Annotated in this window: 15 protein-coding genes; 8 read left to right on the top strand and 7 right to left on the bottom strand. The window is 52.0% G+C overall.

Features of this window, described 5'->3' with window-relative positions; genetic code table 11:
* Positions 1–93 precede the first annotated feature (93 nt).
* The 4 genes from Q3O06_RS02490 to Q3O06_RS02475 all read right to left on the bottom strand — a co-directional run bounded on the left by Q3O06_RS02490 (position 94) and on the right by Q3O06_RS02475 (position 4,117).
* Positions 94–1,326, bottom strand: a complete 1,233-nt coding sequence (locus Q3O06_RS02490; RefSeq protein WP_301817485.1) for a CapA family protein — start codon at positions 1,324–1,326, stop codon at positions 94–96.
* 47 nt (positions 1,327–1,373) lie between these two features.
* Positions 1,374–3,233, bottom strand: a complete 1,860-nt coding sequence (gene ilvD, locus Q3O06_RS02485; protein ID WP_301817531.1) for a dihydroxy-acid dehydratase — start codon at positions 3,231–3,233, stop codon at positions 1,374–1,376.
* A 92-nt stretch (positions 3,234–3,325) separates the two neighbouring features.
* Positions 3,326–3,448, bottom strand: a complete 123-nt coding sequence (locus Q3O06_RS02480) for a hypothetical protein (RefSeq protein ID WP_301817484.1) — start codon at positions 3,446–3,448, stop codon at positions 3,326–3,328.
* 12 nt (positions 3,449–3,460) lie between these two features.
* On the bottom strand, positions 3,461–4,117 hold the full coding sequence (locus Q3O06_RS02475; RefSeq protein WP_301817483.1) for a cytochrome b/b6 domain-containing protein: 657 nt from the start codon (positions 4,115–4,117) through the stop codon (positions 3,461–3,463).
* Positions 4,118–4,181: 64 nt separating this feature from the next.
* On the opposite strand from Q3O06_RS02475, the gene Q3O06_RS02470 reads away from it, so the two are divergent.
* The 4 genes from Q3O06_RS02470 to Q3O06_RS02455 all read left to right on the top strand — a co-directional run bounded on the left by Q3O06_RS02470 (position 4,182) and on the right by Q3O06_RS02455 (position 12,188).
* Positions 4,182–5,072, top strand: coding sequence for an NAD(P)H-hydrate dehydratase (locus tag Q3O06_RS02470; RefSeq protein ID WP_301817482.1), 891 nt, complete (start codon positions 4,182–4,184; stop codon positions 5,070–5,072).
* Between the two features lie 268 nt (positions 5,073–5,340).
* Positions 5,341–7,152, top strand: coding sequence for a translational GTPase TypA (gene typA / locus Q3O06_RS02465; RefSeq protein ID WP_003751895.1), 1,812 nt, complete (start codon positions 5,341–5,343; stop codon positions 7,150–7,152).
* A gap of 462 nt (positions 7,153–7,614) precedes the next feature.
* A complete protein-coding gene (gene purM, locus Q3O06_RS02460) occupies positions 7,615–8,649 on the top strand; it encodes a phosphoribosylformylglycinamidine cyclo-ligase (protein WP_301817530.1) in 1,035 nt (344 codons plus the stop codon).
* Positions 8,650–8,840: 191 nt separating this feature from the next.
* Complete coding sequence (locus tag Q3O06_RS02455; RefSeq protein WP_301817481.1) at positions 8,841–12,188, top strand: autotransporter family protein; 3,348 nt, start codon at positions 8,841–8,843, stop codon at positions 12,186–12,188.
* Between the two features lie 135 nt (positions 12,189–12,323).
* Here the strand turns inward: Q3O06_RS02455 and Q3O06_RS02450 are convergent, their stop codons facing one another.
* Positions 12,324–12,980 (bottom strand): response regulator, encoded by a 657-nt coding sequence (locus Q3O06_RS02450; RefSeq protein WP_301817480.1) that lies wholly within the window; start codon positions 12,978–12,980, stop codon positions 12,324–12,326.
* Positions 12,977–14,746, bottom strand: a complete 1,770-nt coding sequence (locus Q3O06_RS02445; RefSeq protein WP_301817479.1) for a histidine kinase — start codon at positions 14,744–14,746, stop codon at positions 12,977–12,979. The genes Q3O06_RS02450 and Q3O06_RS02445 overlap by 4 nt, the downstream gene beginning before the upstream one ends.
* Positions 14,747–14,951: 205 nt before the next feature.
* On the opposite strand from Q3O06_RS02445, the gene Q3O06_RS02440 reads away from it, so the two are divergent.
* The 3 genes from Q3O06_RS02440 (at position 14,952) to Q3O06_RS02430 (ending at position 17,216) form a co-directional block, all read left to right on the top strand.
* A complete protein-coding gene (locus Q3O06_RS02440) occupies positions 14,952–15,566 on the top strand; it encodes a molybdenum cofactor guanylyltransferase (protein ID WP_301817529.1) in 615 nt (204 codons plus the stop codon).
* A gap of 161 nt (positions 15,567–15,727) precedes the next feature.
* Complete coding sequence (locus Q3O06_RS02435) at positions 15,728–16,345, top strand: riboflavin synthase subunit alpha (protein ID WP_301817478.1); 618 nt, start codon at positions 15,728–15,730, stop codon at positions 16,343–16,345.
* Positions 16,346–16,352: 7 nt separating this feature from the next.
* Positions 16,353–17,216, top strand: a complete 864-nt coding sequence (locus Q3O06_RS02430) for an ATP-binding protein (protein ID WP_118792623.1) — start codon at positions 16,353–16,355, stop codon at positions 17,214–17,216.
* A 12-nt stretch (positions 17,217–17,228) separates the two neighbouring features.
* Here the strand turns inward: Q3O06_RS02430 and Q3O06_RS02425 are convergent, their stop codons facing one another.
* A complete protein-coding gene (locus tag Q3O06_RS02425) occupies positions 17,229–17,663 on the bottom strand; it encodes a Spy/CpxP family protein refolding chaperone (protein ID WP_118792622.1) in 435 nt (144 codons plus the stop codon).
* A 259-nt stretch (positions 17,664–17,922) separates the two neighbouring features.
* On the opposite strand from Q3O06_RS02425, the gene rpe reads away from it, so the two are divergent.
* Positions 17,923–18,606, top strand: a complete 684-nt coding sequence (gene rpe / locus Q3O06_RS02420; RefSeq protein ID WP_301817476.1) for a ribulose-phosphate 3-epimerase — start codon at positions 17,923–17,925, stop codon at positions 18,604–18,606.
* The last annotated feature ends 45 nt before the right edge of the window (positions 18,607–18,651 follow it).

Here is an 18,651-nt window from a genome sequence, read left to right as displayed (position 1 = left end):
ATTGAAAAACGCCGTCTGAAACGCGGATGCCGTCTGAAGCCCGAAAAAAGGCTTTCAGACGGCATTTGTTCGGACGGCATTTCCAATATTTCTTTACCGGCGCGTGATGTCGCCGTCGGGCGAGACATCCAGCCCGTTCCCCTTGGGGAAATCGCTGCGGTTCAGATAAATAATCCGCCCGATAACGGTTTTCTCGGGGTCGATTTTGGGGATTTTATCGCCGACTTGAGTGATGGGGATAATGTTGCCGGAAACGAACCGCCCCTGTTTGTCGGTGATGATTTTGAAAATCGGCGCGATGCCGCTGATGCCGGAGGTGTTGATTGCGCCGTAGGTGGCAAAGTTGCCGCCGCTGTAGGAGATGAAGCGGTCGCGGTAAAGTTCGACGGCGCGAGTAACGTGCGGCCCCTGCCCGAATACGACATCCGCGCCGGAATCGACGGCAAGCCGCGCAAACTCGACGACGTTGCCCCTGTTTTCCCCATAGAAGATTTCGGTATCGAACGGCAGATGTTCCGCCTGTTTCCCTTCCGCGCCGCCGTGGAACATCACAATGACGATGTCGGCTTTTTGTTTGGTTTTCCGAATCAGTTTTCTGACTTTGGCATAATCGTTCAGTTTGACGGCGGCAAGGTTGGGGGCGAAGGAGACGAAGCCGTATCTCACGCCGTTTTTCTTCAGGATGGCGGTTTCAAACCTGTTTTCGATGCCCGAATATTTGATGTTTAATTCGTCAAGGTTGCCTGCCGTTGCCGTGATGCCTTGCGCGCCGAAGTCGTTGCTGTGGTTGTTGGCGAAGCTGAGGTAGTCGAATCCTGCGTCGGCAAGGTATTGCCCGTATGCGGAGGGCGTTCGGAATGCATAGCATATTTTGGGGTTTGCACATTTTTTCGGCGTACCGCCTTCGTCAAACAGTGTGCCTTCAAGGTTGCCGACGGTAATGTCTGCGTCTTGCAAGACGGATTCGACGTTTTTCAGAATATTGGTGTTGGGCAGGTAATCGACCGGATAATTGCTGCCGAGCATAATGTCGCCGACACCGATGATGGAAACGGTATCGGCTGTCTTTCTGTCAGGCGCGTCCTGTCCGTCCGCATCAGCAGTGTTTGAAACGAGCGCGGGGTTTGAACCGTCAATCGGCAGCACGGGGGATTCCGTTCCGGCAGGATGTGTCGGCGGTTTGATTTCGGCGGTTTGCGGTGTGGAAACGGCATAAGGGGCGGTCGGCAGCGGCTCTTTCACATATTCGAGGGCGGTAAAGCCGCTACCGATAACGAGGGCCAAAATTGCGGCAAATACCGCCATCGCCCAGATAAATTTGTCCATAATCAGACCTTTACTGTTCAGACGGCATTTGCCGCACGTTTTGGGGCTTATCTTTCGATTTGCGATACGTCGCGTACTGCGCCTTTGTCGGCGGAAGTCGCCATCGCGCCGTAGGCACGCAGGGCGGCGGAGACGTAGCGGTCGCGGTTTTCCGGCTTCCACGCTTTGCTGCCGCGTGCTTCCATTTCGGCGCGGCGTGCGGCAAGCTCTTCATCGGAAATGGCAAGGCGGATGCTGCGGTTGGGGATGTCGATTTCAATCGTGTCGCCTTCGTGTACCAAACCGATTGCGCCGCCTTCCGCCGCTTCGGGCGAGGCGTGTCCGATGGACAAACCTGATGTGCCGCCGGAAAAGCGTCCGTCGGTCAGGAGGGCACAGGCTTTGCCCAAACCTTTGGATTTCAGGTAGGAGGTTGGGTACAGCATTTCCTGCATACCCGGGCCGCCTTTAGGGCCTTCGTAGCGGATGATGACGATGTCGCCTGCCACGATTTGGTTGCCCAAAATGCCTTCGACGGCGGCTTCCTGGCTTTCAAACACGCGCGCGCGGCCGGTGAATTTGAGGATACTCTCGTCCACGCCTGCGGTTTTTACCACGCAGCCGCGCTCGGCGATGTTGCCGAACAAGACCGCCAAACCGCCGTCTTGCGAGTAGGCGTGTGCCACGTCGCGGATGCAGCCTTTTTCGCGGTCGAGGTCGAGGGTTTCCCACATACGGTTTTGCGAGAACGCTTGGGTGGTGCGTACGCCGCCGGGCGCGGCTTTGAAGCGTTCGATGGCGCGGGTGTTTTCAGGGTTGGTTACGTCCCATTTTTCAATCGCGTCTTTCAGCGTCGGCGCGTGGATGGTGTATACGTCGGTGTGCAGCTTGCCCGCCTTGTCCAATTCTTTCAGGATGGCGAAGATGCCGCCGGCGCGATGCACGTCTTCCATATAGTAGTCGTGGTTGTTGGGCGCGGTTTTGCAGATGCAGGGCACGACGCGGCTTAAGCGGTCGATGTCGGCCATTTTGAAATCCACGCCCGCTTCGTTGGCGACGGCAAGCAAATGCAGGATGGTGTTGGTAGAGCCGCCCATCGCAATGTCCATCGTCATAGCGTTTTCAAACGCTTTTTTGGTGGCGATGCTGCGCGGCAGTACGGTTTCATCGTTTTGCTCGTAATAGCGCTTGGTGATTTCGACAATCATACGGCCTGCTTCGAGGAACAATTCTTTACGGCCTGCGTGGGTCGCCAAATACGAACCGTTGCCGGGTAGGGACAGACCGAGTGCTTCGGTCAGGCAGTTCATTGAGTTTGCCGTAAACATACCCGAACACGAACCGCAGGTCGGGCAGGCGTTTTGTTCGACTTCTTCGACTTGCCGGTTGCTGACATTGTCGTCCGCCGATTCGATCATCGCGTCAATTAAGTCCAAGCGGCGTTCGGGCTGGATGTTGGCCACGCCGATGACCTTGCCCGCTTCCATCGGACCGCCGGAGACGAAGATGGTCGGGATATTCAGGCGCATGGCGGCAATCAGCATTCCCGGGGTGATTTTGTCGCAGTTGGAAATGCACACCAGCGCGTCGGCGCAGTGGGCGTTGACCATGTATTCGATGGAGTCGGCAATCAAATCTCGGCTGGGCAGGGAATAGAGCATACCGCTGTGTCCCATAGCGATGCCGTCGTCGATGGCGATGGTGTTGAATTCTTTGGCGATTGCGCCGGCTTTTTCGATCTCGCGGGCAACAAGCTGGCCCATATTGTGCAGGTGGACGTGGCCTGGCACGAATTGGGTGAATGAGTTGGCAACGGCGATGATGGGCTTGCCGAAGTCGGTTTCCATCACGCCGGTGGCGCGCCACAATGCGCGTGCACCCGCCATATTGCGGCCGTGTGTGGAGGTTTTGGAGCGGTATTCTGGCATAGTGTGTTTCCTTGTTTTCATGCCGTCTGAAAAGCGAAGGGTTTCAGACGGCATTTTATACAGTGTTAGAGAGCTGGAAAAAAGAGGGTATTTTATACCAAGTATCGGTATTGTGTGGAAGTTGCGGAATGGTGGGATATTCTGTGCAACGGTATTTTTGAAGCGGCAATGTTTGGAGTGCCGTCTGAAAGGCAGAAAAGGGCTTCAGACGGCATTGATGTCGGGTTTCAGGACAGGAGCAGGATGGCGGCTGCGGCAAGCGCGGCAACCGATAATGCGGCGGCAAGCGCGGCTTTGCCTGCAAAGCGGATTGAGGTTTTGCCTTCGATGTATTTGAAGCCGGTTATCATAGGAAGGATGAGGTTTTTCTTTTTAAATAGGCGGTAGGCGGCGACGGCGGCGATGTGGACTGCGGAAAAAACGGCGAGCAGCTTGAAAAAGTTGAGGTGGATTTTCCGCATAAGGCTGCCCGTATGTTCGGAAACCAAATGGTTGAGGTAGCCGTTGGTGTTGAAGGTGTTTTCATCGGCGGCAAAAAGCCCCGTGCCGACTTGGAACGACACGGCGACCAGAAGCGCGACGACCATCAGTGCGCCCAAGGGGTTGTGTCCGGGCTGGATGTGTTCGGGAATGCCGTTTTTCAGATAGCCGCGTATGCCTGCCCAACTTCGGACGAAACGGGAGAAACGGGCGGTATCGCTGCCCCAAATGCCCCAGCAGAGGCGGAATACGAGCAGGAAAAGGACGAGCAGCCCGACGCGCGTATGCCATTGCAGCATATCGCCGCCGGCTTTCGCGCTATACCACATAAAGGGCAGGGACGCGGCAAGCAGCCAGTGGAAAAGGCGGGTGGGGAAGTCCCAGACTTTGGTTTTGTTTTTCATAATCGGTTTCCGGCGGTAGAATCGGTTTGTTTTCGAGCCTTAATTTTAACCGATTGGAGGGGCAATGTTTCCCGTTTTTCATCTTTCAGGTGAAAGCCGCCGCCGTATGCTTCAGACGGCATTGCGTTTTCCCCATGTTTTCAAAGCCCGTTCGGAAGATTCGCACAAAGGGACTTTCGGCACACTCGCCGTAGTCGGCGGATCGGCAGGGATGAGCGGCGCGCCCATATTGGCGGCATCCGCGGCGATGTATCTCGGCTGCGGAAAAGTGTGGGCGGGTTTCAATCAGGAAACGCTGCCTTTCGCCGTCATTGCCGGTTTTCCCGAAATTATGTTGGACACGGCAGACGGTTTGACCAAGCGTCAAGGCATAAACGCCTGGGTTGCCGGTTGCGGCTTGGGTACGGATAAAGCGGCGGTCGGAACGCTTGCCGGAATTTTGGCGGAACACACGGACAAGCCCGTCCTTTTGGATGCGGACGCGCTGAACATATTATCAACCGATGCCGAAACCCGAAATCTGGCGCGCGGGTGTAAAAACCTGATTTTAACGCCTCACCCTGCCGAAGCCGCGCGCCTGCTTGGAACGACGGTTGCACAGGTTCAGGCGGATCGGACGACGGCAGTGAGGAAGATAGGGGCAATTTTCGGCGCAACCGTGGTTTTAAAGGGGCACAAAACACTGGTTGCCGCACCGGATACGGAAATCTATGTCAACGAAAGCGGCAACGCAGGATTGGCAACGGCGGGCAGTGGCGACGTATTGGGCGGCATCATCGGCAGTCTGCTCGCACAGGGCGTGCCGGTTTTTGAAGCCGCCTGCGCGGGTGCGTGGCTGCACGGCGCGGCGGCTGATGTCATAAAAGAATCGGCAGGCATTGCGGCGGGGCTGTTGGCGGGCGAAATCGCCCCTGCGGCAAGGTGGCTGCGCAACCGGATAACTGAAAGTATGTAAGAAGATATAGTGGATTAGCAAAAACCAGTACGGCGTTGCCCCGCCTCAGCTCAAAGAGAACGATTCTCTAAGGTGCTGAAGCACCAAGTGAATCGGTTCCGTACTATTTGTACTGTCTGCGGCTCGCCGCCTTGTCCTGATTTTTGTTAATCCACTATACCGTCCGAAAGGCAAGGGCTTCGGACGGCATCTTCATTTCCCAAATACTGTCCGGTAAAGCGTGGTATAATGCGCAGTTATCTCTTACAGTTTTTGAAAAACATTAATTATGAAACAAATCCGCAACATCGCCATCATCGCCCACGTCGACCACGGCAAAACCACATTAGTTGACCAACTGCTGCGCCAATCCGGCACATTCCGCGCCAACCAGCAGGTTGACGAGCGCGTGATGGACAGCAACGACCTTGAAAAAGAACGCGGCATCACCATCCTCGCCAAAAATACCGCCATCGATTACGAAGGCTACCACATCAATATCGTCGACACGCCGGGACACGCCGACTTCGGCGGCGAAGTGGAGCGCGTTTTGGGGATGGTGGACTGCGTCGTCTTGTTGGTGGACGCGCAGGAAGGCCCGATGCCGCAAACCCGTTTCGTGACCAAAAAAGCCTTGGCTTTGGGGCTGAAACCGATTGTCGTCATCAACAAAATCGACAAACCGTCCGCCCGCCCGAGCTGGGTCATCGACCAGACTTTCGAGCTGTTCGACAACTTGGGTGCGACCGACGAGCAGTTGGATTTCCCGATTGTTTACGCTTCAGGGTTGAGCGGTTTCGCCAAATTGGAAGAAACCGACGAGAGCAACGATATGCGCCCGCTGTTCGACACCATCCTAAAATACACGCCCGCACCGAGCGGCAGCGCGGACGAGCCGCTGCAACTGCAAATTTCCCAACTCGACTACGACAACTACACCGGCCGCCTCGGTATCGGCCGCATCCTGAACGGACGCATCAAGCCCGGTCAAACCGTTGCCGTCATGAACCACGAGCAGCAAATCGCCCAAGGCCGCATCAACCAGCTTTTGGGCTTCAAAGGCTTGGAACGCGTACCGCTTGAAGAAGCCGAAGCCGGCGACATCGTGATTATTTCCGGTATCGAAGACATCGGCATCGGCGTAACCATCACCGACAAAGACAACCCCAAAGGCCTGCCGATGTTGAGCGTGGACGAACCGACGCTGACGATGGACTTTATGGTGAACACCAGCCCGCTGGCGGGCACAGAAGGCAAATTCGTAACCAGCCGCCAAATCCGCGACCGCCTGCAAAAAGAATTGCTGACCAACGTCGCCCTGCGCGTGGAAGATACCGCCGATGCCGACGTGTTCCGCGTATCCGGGCGCGGCGAGCTGCACCTGACCATTTTGTTGGAAAATATGCGCCGCGAAGGCTACGAACTCGCCGTCGGCAAACCGCGCGTCGTGTACCGCGACATCGACGGTCAAAAATGCGAACCTTATGAAAACCTGACCGTGGACGTACCCGACGACAACCAAGGCGCGGTAATGGAAGAACTCGGCCGCCGCCGTGGCGAACTGACTAATATGGAAAGCGACGGCAACGGCCGTACCCGTCTCGAATACCATATTCCTGCACGCGGCTTGATCGGTTTCCAAGGCGAATTTATGACCCTGACGCGCGGTGTCGGTCTGATGAGCCACGTGTTCGACGACTACGCGCCCGTCAAACCCGATATGCCTGGCCGCCACAATGGCGTACTGGTGTCCCAAGAGCAGGGCGAGGCGGTCGCTTACGCCTTGTGGAATTTGGAAGACCGCGGCCGTATGTTCGTATCGCCCAACGACAAAATCTACGAAGGTATGATTATCGGCATCCACAGCCGCGACAACGATTTGGTGGTCAATCCGCTAAAAGGCAAAAAACTCACCAATATCCGCGCCAGCGGTACCGACGAAGCCGTGCGCCTGACCACGCCGATCAAGCTGACGCTGGAAGGCGCGGTTGAGTTTATCGACGATGACGAACTCGTTGAAATCACGCCGCAATCCATCCGCCTGCGTAAGCGTTACTTGAGCGAACTGGAACGCCGCCGCCACTTTAAAAAGTTGGATTGATGTTTACTGGATTAATGTTTAAATGATATGCGATGCCGTCTGAAAAAAGTTCAGACGGCATTTTATTGGCCGGTATCGGGAAACGGGTTGTCCGATAGGTCATATATTTTCTTAAATAAAATCATTGTATGAACAATAAAAAAGTTTGTACCGGATTATCTGCGGACAGGTAATGCCCGTACTTCCGGTCTCGGAACGGTTGCCGTTTCGGGAAAGCCGCATTTTTAATTTTACGGGGCAATCCGTCAAAATCCGGCGGGCTTGTTTTTCCGGACAATTTTTCAAATATCGAACCTGATATTGTTTGGCTCATCAACATCCTTGCACGGTTTGTCAAAAAATCTGCCATACAAAGAATATTGTTTACAATATTGCCCAAAAATCTGAACCGGCAAACGAGAAATAAGGTAGAATACGCCCCGTTATTTTTAACGTCCAATCCCCATTTACCAAGGAAAAATGATGAATACTTCATTGAGTTACCGCGATGCAGGCGTCGATATCGACGCAGGCGACCAACTGGTCGAAAACATCAAACCGTTTGCCAAACGCACGATGCGCCCGGAAGTATTGGGGGATTTGGGCGGTTTTGGCGCGTTGGTCGAAATCGGCAAAAAATATAAAAATCCCGTATTGGTCAGCGGTACGGACGGCGTGGGTACCAAGCTCAAGCTTGCCTTCGATTGGGACAAACACGATACGGTGGGCATCGACCTTGTTGCAATGAGTGTCAACGATATTTTGGTTCAAGGAGCTGAGCCCTTGTTTTTCTTGGATTATTTCGCCTGCGGCAAATTGGATGTTCCGCGCGCGACCGATGTGATCAAAGGCATTGCACAAGGTTGCGAAGAATCCGGCTGCGCCCTGATTGGCGGGGAAACTGCTGAAATGCCGGGTATGTATCCCGTTGGTGAATACGATTTGGCGGGTTTTGCCGTCGGCGTGGTGGAAAAAGAGAATGTCATTACCGGCCGAAGCATCGGAGCGGGCGATGTGGTATTGGGTTTGGCTTCCAACGGCGCACATTCAAACGGCTATTCCCTTATCCGTAAAATCATCGAACGCGACAATCCCGATCTGGATGCCGAGTTTGATAATGGCAAAACCTTGCGTGAGGCCGTTATTGCGCCGACACGTCTGTATGTGAAACCGATTCTTGCCGCTTTGGAAAAATTTACCATTAAAGGTATGGCGCACATTACCGGCGGCGGCATTACCGAAAACGTGCCGCGCGTGTTGCCTGAAAACACGGTTGCCCAAATCGATGCCGAATCGTGGGAATTGCCCAAGCTTTTCCAATGGCTTCAAAAGGCGGGCAATGTGGAAACCCAAGAAATGTACCGGACCTTTAACTGCGGTATCGGTATGGTCGTCATCGTCGCTGCCGAAGATGCCGATGCGGTTCAGTCATTCCTGAGCGGGCAGGGCGAGACAGTTTACCGTTTGGGTTGCATCCGAGAGCGTCAAGGTAACGAGCATCAAACCCAAGTTGCCTGACTTCCAAGCATCAAATGCCGTCTGAAAGCTAATGCCGTCTGAACCTGTTTCAGACGGCATTTTTATTATGCGAGCATTCTTTTTGCTTGCCATATTCGGGGGGGGGGTAAAATTTTAGTAAGTTCATTCTTATTAAAATGATTGACATCAATTTTTACTTATCTTTATGTTCTGAAATTACGGGCTCCCTTATGAAACCATTTCCCTATCGCAAAACGCTTTTGAGCATTTTGATTTCTTCTCTTTCTGCAACAGCTTTTTCAGCTCAATATTCCAGTATTAACGAAAATAAACAAATTTCCGGTGAAGGTCCGGTTCACGAAGTGAGCGATACCGAGAACACCGTTACCGGTGATGTAAATATCACGGTTACGCCTGCAAATCCTTCAATACACACTTATCCTAAAGCCATTATCATTCGTGGCGATCGCAGCGAAGAAATTCAAGGAAAAACCGATATTGCTGTTACTTTAGCCAGTGAAGGAAATCCTAATAAGTCCCCAGATTCCAATGCTGCTTATGGCATTGCGGTTGGGTATGATCATAATGGTAGTGGTAAAAATGAGACTGTTTTAACATTAAAAGATAATGCAACAATTACAGTAGATAATACCTCGGGTACTATTCTTGGTTCTATGAGCTATAACGGTGCTACAGCTAACACCGGTCATCAACTTTCAGGGATTAGGATCTATCGAAAAGACTCCGCTCATTCAATCCCTATTTTAAATTCTAAAGAATTATTAACCATTAGCGTTGAAGATAAATCAACCAAAAAAATTGGCGATTATTTAGTGGGTATCTACATTGCAGGCGACGGCGCGGAAGCCAATTTAAAAGACAGCAAAATCACTGTAAAAGCGAATGGCAAACATTCCGCAGCACTGAAAATCGGCAAACCGGAATTACCTAACACAGATAAACCTAATGATTACAAAGGTGCGGTAATCAACTCGACAGGCAAAATGGAGCTGGATACTTCCGAGACGAAGGATTCGGCTACAGTGCGTTTATTCGGCACAAAATCTCGTTTAATCGCGGATAGTAAAACCAGCACAGGAACAATCAAGTCGGGTAATTCCGCTGTTGTATTTGATACGCAAGACTATGAAACGAGAGTAACTTATCGTGGTTTCGGTTTTCCGATTAGTGATGACGTATCTCGTAACGAACCAAACAAAGATCAAGAAGTGCGGTTAAATAATACTAAAATTTCAACCGCTTCTGAAAATGCCTCATTGATTGTCGCGGATGCCAAGCATGTAAACAGCATTGCGGTATCTGTTGCAGGAAGCCGCGTCGCCAGCTGGTTTAACAATGGGGAATTTGTTGCTGAAAATGCAAAATTCTTATTAAAAGGTGAGCAATCTGAAGCAAGGGCGGCAAACAAAGGTTGGTTGGCTGAAACAAAATTAGCAAAAACCAAAGCCTCAGATCTCACTTTTACGCTGGATAATCAGGCAAAAGCAGTCGGCCTGACGCATCAGCATTCAAGGGCGGGCTTAAGCTCTAAGCTTAATGTTGTCGTTGATCATAAAGCAACTTGGGAATTGGCACCGAAAGCCGATGAAGCTGTCCAACGTGCGACCGCTTATGATGTGAATCTTGCCAATGGTGGGGTACTGGATGCTTCAAAAAATGCGGCAGGGGCAGGCACCGACTATAAAATTCAATTAATACATAATCACAGCAATGCAAGCATCAGTAAAAAAATTACCGATGGAACCATTACCGTTCCGGAAGGATTATTATTTAACGCATCCGGCACACTCATTAAGCCTGATGGGACAGAAAAACCATTTAAGTTGACACTCCCTATTACAGACGGCGTGCTAAAAATTGCGAACGGGACAATAGAATACACATCGGATATTGGAACGGTAAAACTGACAAAGGCAAAGTTTAACCTTGAAAAAGGCACGTCATTAACAACCCCCGAAGGGACTACATTGCTATCAGGCGGCACGCTGACCCTATCTGATCAAGTCATTTCTTTATCTGGTACAACTTCTGTATTTGAAAAGGGAACATTCACCAATGGCGGTATCATCACCCTCGCGAATCAATCCTATGCAGACAAACTGACCATTGAAGGGGATTATGTTGGTAATAACGGCGTGTTAGAAGTAAACACCAAATGGAATACCCCGGGAAATTATCTCGGTGCAAATTCAGAATCAGATTTATTAACGATTACGGGTGATGCCTCCGGTAATACGACTGTTAAAGCCGTTAAAACAGATGGTACTGAAAATGTTATTGATGGCTCAATCGGCGAACTTGCCGATCGCTACAAACGTAGTGTCCCTGTTATTAAAGTTTTAGGCGATGACAAAGGAACAGCAAACGGTGAAATAAATTCTACGGATGCAACCAAACCTTACGCTTACAATACGCGCTCAACCTTTACCGGTACAGCAAAAACCACAGGGGCGGGGGAATTGCAATTGGTTTCACGCAAAGATGAGGCAGGCGCGACAGAATACTTCTGGACTTTAACCACGCCGAATCAAGATAAAACCATCATCACGCCAAGCGCGCCGGCTTATACGCTCGTTCCGCGTCAAAACTTGGAATCAGGCTATGTGATGCTGGATACGCTCCACCAACGCCGTGGCGAAAACCAAACCCTTTCTTGGGACAAGCAAGGCAGTTATTGGCAAGATGTGGAAAAACAATCTTGGGGGCGCGTAATCGGCAAACACCTCAAACTCGATGGAAAAGAACGTTTTGGTTTCAAAACCAATATGTACGGCTTCCAAGTGGGACACGATTTTGATGTTAAAACCAAACAAGATGATGAGGGCAAACTTACCCGGCGTTTTACCGGCTTGTATTTCGGCGCATTACGTTCTCACAGCAAATTCTATGATGAATACCGCGCGAAAAACGGCATCGTGATTGCAGATAAATTAACTTCCCACGTAAAAACTACCGCACTTAATCTTGGCGTAACCGATACGCGTTACAATGAAAATGGCACTTACATCGACTGGGTGGGGCAATTCTCTTGGTTAAATAACCGTTATTCTGCGGTTGACGGCACAGGTGCGAGAAATCACGGCTGGGGTGCAGCCCTTTCAGTGGAAACCGGCCGCCCTTACGCCTTAGGTAAAGATAAAACCAACAACGGGGATAGCTGGATTTTAGAGCCGCAAACGCAACTGATTGCACAATATTTGCGCTTAGGCAACTTTAACGACGGCACCCGTTCCGTTTCGCAAAAAGGTTACGGTTTGCGCGGCCGTGTCGGTTTCCGTTTGGCGCATAACCAACCGAACGATAAGCAACGCACGCGCACCTATTATTTTACCGGCAATATTTGGCACGATTTTAAAGCAAGGGGCAACGCATTAATCGGGTCGGACAAATTAGCCGGGAAGTTTGCCCGCACTTGGTGGGAATTAGGCTTGGGCACTCAATTCTCCTTAAGTGAAAATACTTACCTTTATGCCGATGCCCGTTGCGGAAAATCATTCGGCAGCAACAAACATCACGGCTGCCAAGGCACTGCGGGGATGAAATATTCTTGGAAATAAACCGCCTGCCATCCCGTTCGGGGCGGCGGTAATGGCGTACTTAAAGGGACGGCACACCGGATGCCGTCCCTTATATATTGCACCCCGTCAAAGGGGCGCATTGCTTTCCTTCCGGACCCGATGCCGTCTGAACGCCTATTCCAGCACAGGTTGGGGGACGTTGTGCCGGATGGCGTAAACGGCGGCCTGTACACGGCTGCTGAGGTTGAGTTTGCGGAGCAGGTTTTGAACGTGGACTTTGACGGTGGATTCGGCAAGATCGAGGTGGCGGGCGATGATTTTGTTGCTGTGTCCTGCGGCGAGATAGCCCAAGATTTCCAGTTCACGAGGGGTAAGTGAGGAGAGCGGCTGCGTCCCGTGGGCGGGTTGCGGGGAAATCAGGCTTTTGACGAGTTTGGCGGTCATCTCGGGCGAGAATACATTATCGCCTTCTGCGGCTTTGCGTATGCTTTCGAGCAGAAAGTCGGCGTTGATGTTTTTCAGCAGGTAGCCGCGCGCGCCGATGCGCATACATTCGGTCAAATCGTCGTTGTCTTCGGAAACGGTCAGCATAATCACTGCCTGTTGCGGATTGATGCTGATGATTTGGGAGAGTGCTTCGCGTCCGTTCATACCGGGCATATCAAGGTCAAGCAGGACGACATCGGGTTGCAGCCGGCTGATCATTTTGATGCCTGAAAGGCCGTCTGCGGCTTCGCCGATGACTTCAAAACCGTGTTGGCGCGACAAAAGGGCTTTGATGCCGCTGCGGAAGAGGGTGTGGTCGTCTATCAGGATGATTTTGATGGTCATAGTAGGCTTTCTTTGGGTGCGCCCGTCAGTGAGACGGTGGTTCCCTGTTGGGCTTGGGAACGGATTTCTAAAACGGCACGGATGCGCTTGGCACGCTCCTGCATGATGTGCAGCCCGACATGGCTGCCCGTAGGTTCTCCTATTTTCTCCGTGTCGAAACCTTGTCCGTTGTCTTGGATGGTCATGGTAAAGCGTCCGCCGTGTTCGGAAAGGGTGAATTTTACATGGGTGGCGCGGGCGTGTTTGCGGATGTTGGACAGGCTTTCTTGAAGGATGAAAATCATTTGGAGCTGCTCGTCCTGTGTAGGCAGGTGCGTGCCGTTTTTCCAAGCGGTTTCGATAGTCGTGCCGGTCTGTTGCGTGAAGCGCGCGAACAGGTCGGCAACGGCTTCTGGAAATTCTTTGTTGCTGATTTTGGTACGGAAGTTGAGCAGCAGTTCGCGGACATCTTCATAACATTCCTGCACGCCTGTTTTGATGAAGCCGATGTTTTCTGCGGCTTCCTCCCGTTTGTTTTCGGCAAAGGCGGTTTCCAGCATCTGTACCTGTAGGTTCAGGAACGTTAATGCTTGTGCGATGCTGTCGTGCAGCCCCTGTGCAATCAGGCTGCGTTCCTGCAATACCGCAAGTAGGCGTTTTTCTTCTTCCTGTTTCGCACCGGCAAGCGATACACCCAATTGCCGAATCAGTGTTTGAAGCAGTGTGCGGTCGTCTCCGGTGAGGGAAATGCCGTCTGAAAAGCTGAGCGAAAGCATACCCAGTTTCTCGTTTTGATATTCGATGGGGAAGGTTTCGTCATGGTATTTTTCCAAAGGGGGCTTTTTGCCGTGTTCGGCCGTATGGACGGAAATGTCTGTGTCTGAACCGTTTTCCAGGTAGATGCTGCCGGATTGCGCGCCGACGGCGGGCAGGATGTGGTTCAAAAATTCTTCCGCCGCCTGTCGCGGCGTATAGGATTGATGCAGGTCGCGCGTGGTCCGGTACAGCAGGGTCAGGTTGCGGTTTTGCTTTTCAAGGTTGTGGGTTTGTTCGGCAACCTGCCCTTCCAAATTGTCGTACAGGGCTTTGAGTTTGCCGCCCATTTGGTTGAAACAGCGGCCGACCTGTTTGAATTCGGGCGTACCGTCTTCGGGAACAGGGATGTCGAAATGCCGCTGACCGATACGTTCCGCACCTTCTCCCAATGCCTGAAGCGGGCGGATAACCCAGATTTGATGCCAAAAAAGCATCAGTACAGACGACACCAGCGTCATCAGCATAATCGCCCATTGAAACCGCCTGAGCCACCATGTGTTTTTTTCGTTGGCATTTTCCAATGCCTGCAAAAACAGTTCGATATTGCCGGCAAAGCGGTAAAGTTCGACTTGTGTCGGGCGGCGGTAGGCCTGCAGCGAGGGAAGGATGTTTGCCTGCCAGTCGATAATCAGCATGGATTGTATCAAATCGTAGGCAAGGGGGGTGTCGGAGGGAATCAGCGGATGGATGGCATCGCTTTGGGCAATGCGTTTTAAACTTTTTTCAAATTCGGCAATCTGATTGTCGATTTGTGCGCGGGGCGAGCCTTCACCCGCCATGTATGCCAGACGGTATGCCTGCATTCTCAAGTTGCCCGCCTCTTCGATGACGGAGGCCGCGTTTTCCAAGCGCAAAGAGAGCAGCAGTGTCAAAACGACAGACAGTGCCGCCAACCCGACCCACAGTCCGGTCAGGAGTTTCAGGCGAAGGGAAAGGCTGATGCCGTCTGAAAAACGGGCTGGCAGTATCATGCTCGGCGAAAAATTGTTCCAAATAATGCAAACAATATCATTCTTTGGGATTAGATACAACTGCTCAGAAAGAATTGGTTAAGGAAAACTTAATCCGTACCGCTTCAGTGTTAAATCATGTTATGATAAAATTCAAATAATATGAATTTATTTGCCGTCTGCTTCAGACGGCATTTTGAACTATTGGAAACAGCAGACTGCAATCATGAAAACCTCGAACTTTTCCAAGAGAACATCCGCAATGAAAACTTTTGCTCTGATACTGGCCGGTGGGCAGGCGAGCCGTATGGGAGGCGAGGACAAGGGGCTTGCTCTTTTGGGCGGTAAGGCACTGATAGACCATGTCATCGACAGGGTCAGGCCGCAGGTCAGCCATATCGCCATCAGTACCAACCGGAATTTGGAAGAATATGCCCGCCGCAGCCCGCACGTTTTTCCCGATGCGCGGCAGTGGCAGCATTTCGGCCCGCTTTCGGCATTGTGTACCGCAGCCAACGATTTGCAGTTGGCGACTGCCGACTGGCTTTTGGTTGTGCCGTGCGATATGCCGTATCTGCCGGACGATTTGGTCGCGTGCTTTGAAAGCGTCTCCAAACGCACACCGTTGTGCAATGCGTTTTATGTGGAAACGCCGGTAACGATGTACTACAACATTATGTATATCCGTCCGCAAATTCTGCAAAGCGCGATTCCTTATCTGTTTTCGGGTATGAAAACATTGAGGAGCTGGTTGCAGCAGCAAAGGGCGCGGCCGGTCAGATTCGAGTTTGACGGGCATTTTGCCGACTTGAACACGCAAACCGATTTGCAGGAGGGATAAGGGCAACACTGCCGACCGGCGCTGAAAGGAAAAGTCAGGCCGTACTGGGCGGTTTTTGCCCGAACCGGAGGCACAATGCCGTCTGAAGGCGTTTCAGACGGCATTTTTCGCGGGGAAATGCTACAATTTGCACTATTTTACCGACATAGGGAAACAGGATTATGTTTACAGGCATTGTTCAAGGATTGGGAAAACTGACGGCAATCCACCGCCCGTCGGAGGCGTTTCAGACTTATGTCGTCGAGCTTCCGCAAGAGGCGGCGGACAATCTGCAACGCGGCGCATCGGTCGCCAACAACGGCTGCTGCCTGACGATTACCGAAATCGAAGGAAACCGCGTCAGCTTCGATTTAATGGCGGAAACTTTGGCAAAAACCAATTTGGGGCTGTTAAAGGAAGGCGATTGCGTCAACATCGAACGGGCGGCGCGTTTCGGCGACGAAATCGGCGGACACGTCATGAGCGGACACATTATGGCAACCGTGCCCATTGTCGAAATTGAACAGGACGGGTTCAACCGCACGGTTTGGTTTGCGCTCCCGTACGAACTCAAACCCTATATCCTGACCAAAGGGTTCGTCGGCTTGGACGGTTGCAGCCTGACCATAGGCAAAGTCGAAGACAGCCGTTTCAATGTCCATCTGATTCCTGAAACTTTGGAACGGACGCTGTTCGGCAGCAGAAAGGCCGGAGACAGGATCAACATCGAAATCGATCCGAATACGCAGGCAATCGTCGATACCGTCGAACGGCTGATGGCGCAAAGATATGCAAAGTGAGGTAGAGATGGAATTGAACGAATTTCTCGATAAAGCCTATGCCGTTTTGCGGCGTTTGGATGCCGTGCTTCCGCCCGAACCCGGGCATACGGATTGGAACGCGCTTGCCTTCCGCTGGCAGAGTGCGGGCAAAAAAGGTTTTTTGGAACACTTGCCCGATCCGCACGTTTTCCCTTTGTCGCGGCTTGCCGGCGTCGGCAGGCAGACCGAATTGCTGGTGCGTAATACCGAACAGTTCATAGCCGGCAGACCCGCGAACAACGTATTGATGAGCGGCGCACGCGGAACAGGCAAATCCTCGCTGGTCAAAGCCCTGCTGCACGAATATGCGGATAAGGGGTTGCGCCTGATCGAAGTCGATAAAAGCGATTTGATCGGCCTGCCGTATCTGTTGACGCTTTTGAAGGAACGCCCGGAAAAATTCATTGTATTTTGCGACGATTTGTCATTTGAAAGCGGCGACGAAACCTATAAGGCATTGAAAACCGCGTTGGACGGCGGTTTGTCCCAACGTTGCGCCAACGTGCTGGTGTACGCGACTTCCAACAGACGGCACCTGATGCCGGAATATTTTGATGAAAACGCAGGTACGACAGGCGTGCGCGGAGAAATCCATCAGAAAGAAGCGGTGGAAGAAAAAGTATCTTTGTCCGACCGTTTCGGATTGTGGCTCAGCTTTTATCCGTTCGATCAAAACGATTATCTGTCGGCAGTGCAAAGCTGGTTGGAAGATTTTGATGTGCCATATGACGAAGCCGCCCGGACGGCGGCGTTGCAGTGGGCGCAGATGCGGGGCAACCGCTCGGGACGTTCCGCTTGGCAGTTTGCCTGCGACTGGGCGGGCAGGCTGCCGGAGCAACGTGCGCCGTGAGCGTTTCGGGGATTATTTGAGGCAGGAAGAAAGCCACATTTGCTGCTGTTGAGGTGTGAGGATATGGAAGAAACGGTGTTGGATTTCCAACTCGTCCACCGCAAAATCCATGCTGGAGTGGTATCGGCTTTCGACATAACCGCGTGCTTCGCTGCGGTCGAAAGCATCTGAAGAGATGATTCCGACAATGGCTTGGCGGCGGCTGCGTTCGGAGCGTATGCCTTTGAGTTTGGCTTTGTCGTTTGCCAGCTTGAAAGCGGCGCGGATTTTACGCAGGTCGTTGCGCTGCTCTTGGCTAAGCTCAAGCCGGCGTATGTCGCAGTTCGGTTGGAAATCGGTTAGGGAAATATAAGACGGCGCGGCGTAGGAAATCTGACAGGAAAGCAAAGCCATACCGAAAAAAGAGGCAACAGGTTTGGCAAAATGGCTGGAAACGGGCAGTGGCACGGCTTTTCCTCTTGTTGGAAATTTTAGGAAATATACTAGATTGACGTGTGAAAGATGGTATTATCGCGGTTAACTTTTGTTAATAATGCGTACGTATGTCCGGCAGGCAGACATAACGGCGGAATCGGAACGTATAGTGGATTAACAAAAACCAGTACGGCGTTGCCTCGCCTTGCCGTACTATCTGTACTGTCTGCGGCTTCGTCGCCTTGTCCTGATTTTTGTTAATCCACTATAAAAGGATATTGAAGGAAAAAACATGACTACTTACCGTATCGCACCCAGCATTTTATCGGCAGATTTTGCACGGCTTGGCGAAGAGGTGGAAAGCGTCATTGCGGCGGGTGCAGATCTGATCCATTTTGACGTGATGGACAACCATTATGTGCCGAACCTGACTTTCGGCCCTATGGTTTGCGCGGCATTGAAGCCTTATGCGGGCGTGCCGATCGATGTGCATCTGATGGTCGAACCCGTTGACGACCTGATTCAGTCGTTTGCCAAAGCAGGAGCATCGATCATCACGTTCCATCCCGAAGCGAGCCGCCATATCGACCGCAGCTTGAGCCTGATTCGGGATATGGGCTGTCAGGCGGGGCTGGTGTTGAATCCGGCAACGCCCGTATATGTGTTGGAAAACGTGTTGGACAGGCTGGATATGGTTTTGCTGATGTCGGTCAACCCCGGGTTCGGCGGTCAGAGCTTCATTCCGCACACTTTGGAAAAAATCAGACAGGTTCGCGCCATGCTTGACCGCTATGAAGAGAAAAGCGGCAGACGTATTGCCATTGAAGTGGACGGCGGCATCAAAACCGACAATATCGCCGCCGTTGCTCAAGCCGGCGCAGATACCTTTGTGGCAGGTTCTGCGATTTTCGGCAAACCGGATTACAAGGCGGTTATCGGTGATATGCGTGCAGAATTGAAAAAAGTGGCAGATTAAACGCCGTATCGGTGTTTGAAATAAATCAATGCCGTCTGAAGAATG

The organism is Neisseria maigaei, assembly GCF_958267405.1.
In the GTDB taxonomy this organism is placed as follows: domain Bacteria; phylum Pseudomonadota; class Gammaproteobacteria; order Burkholderiales; family Neisseriaceae; genus Neisseria; species Neisseria bergeri.
The sequence above is the reverse complement of the archived record's forward strand: the minus strand, read 5'-3'. Positions and strand labels throughout refer to the sequence as shown.

Excerpts from the sequence above, each read along its gene's own strand:
- Q3O06_RS02470 (WP_301817482.1), top strand. The coding sequence starts at position 4,182 with ATGTTTCCCGTTTTTCATCTTTCAGGTGAAAGCCGCCGCCGTATGCTT.
- purM (WP_301817530.1), top strand. The coding sequence starts at position 7,615 with ATGAATACTTCATTGAGTTACCGCGATGCAGGCGTCGATATCGACGCA.
- rpe (WP_301817476.1), top strand. The coding sequence starts at position 17,923 with ATGACTACTTACCGTATCGCACCCAGCATTTTATCGGCAGATTTTGCA.
- Q3O06_RS02455 (WP_301817481.1), top strand. The coding sequence starts at position 8,841 with ATGAAACCATTTCCCTATCGCAAAACGCTTTTGAGCATTTTGATTTCT.
- Q3O06_RS02480 (WP_301817484.1), bottom strand. The coding sequence starts at position 3,448 with ATGCCGTCTGAAGCCCTTTTCTGCCTTTCAGACGGCACTCCAAACATT.
- Q3O06_RS02475 (WP_301817483.1), bottom strand. The coding sequence starts at position 4,117 with ATGAAAAACAAAACCAAAGTCTGGGACTTCCCCACCCGCCTTTTCCAC.
- Q3O06_RS02445 (WP_301817479.1), bottom strand. The coding sequence starts at position 14,746 with ATGATACTGCCAGCCCGTTTTTCAGACGGCATCAGCCTTTCCCTTCGC.
- ilvD (WP_301817531.1), bottom strand. The coding sequence starts at position 3,233 with ATGCCAGAATACCGCTCCAAAACCTCCACACACGGCCGCAATATGGCG.
- Q3O06_RS02450 (WP_301817480.1), bottom strand. The coding sequence starts at position 12,980 with ATGACCATCAAAATCATCCTGATAGACGACCACACCCTCTTCCGCAGC.
- Q3O06_RS02430 (WP_118792623.1), top strand. The coding sequence starts at position 16,353 with ATGGAATTGAACGAATTTCTCGATAAAGCCTATGCCGTTTTGCGGCGT.
- Q3O06_RS02435 (WP_301817478.1), top strand. The coding sequence starts at position 15,728 with ATGTTTACAGGCATTGTTCAAGGATTGGGAAAACTGACGGCAATCCAC.
- Q3O06_RS02440 (WP_301817529.1), top strand. The coding sequence starts at position 14,952 with ATGAAAACCTCGAACTTTTCCAAGAGAACATCCGCAATGAAAACTTTT.
- typA (WP_003751895.1), top strand. The coding sequence starts at position 5,341 with ATGAAACAAATCCGCAACATCGCCATCATCGCCCACGTCGACCACGGC.
- Q3O06_RS02490 (WP_301817485.1), bottom strand. The coding sequence starts at position 1,326 with ATGGACAAATTTATCTGGGCGATGGCGGTATTTGCCGCAATTTTGGCC.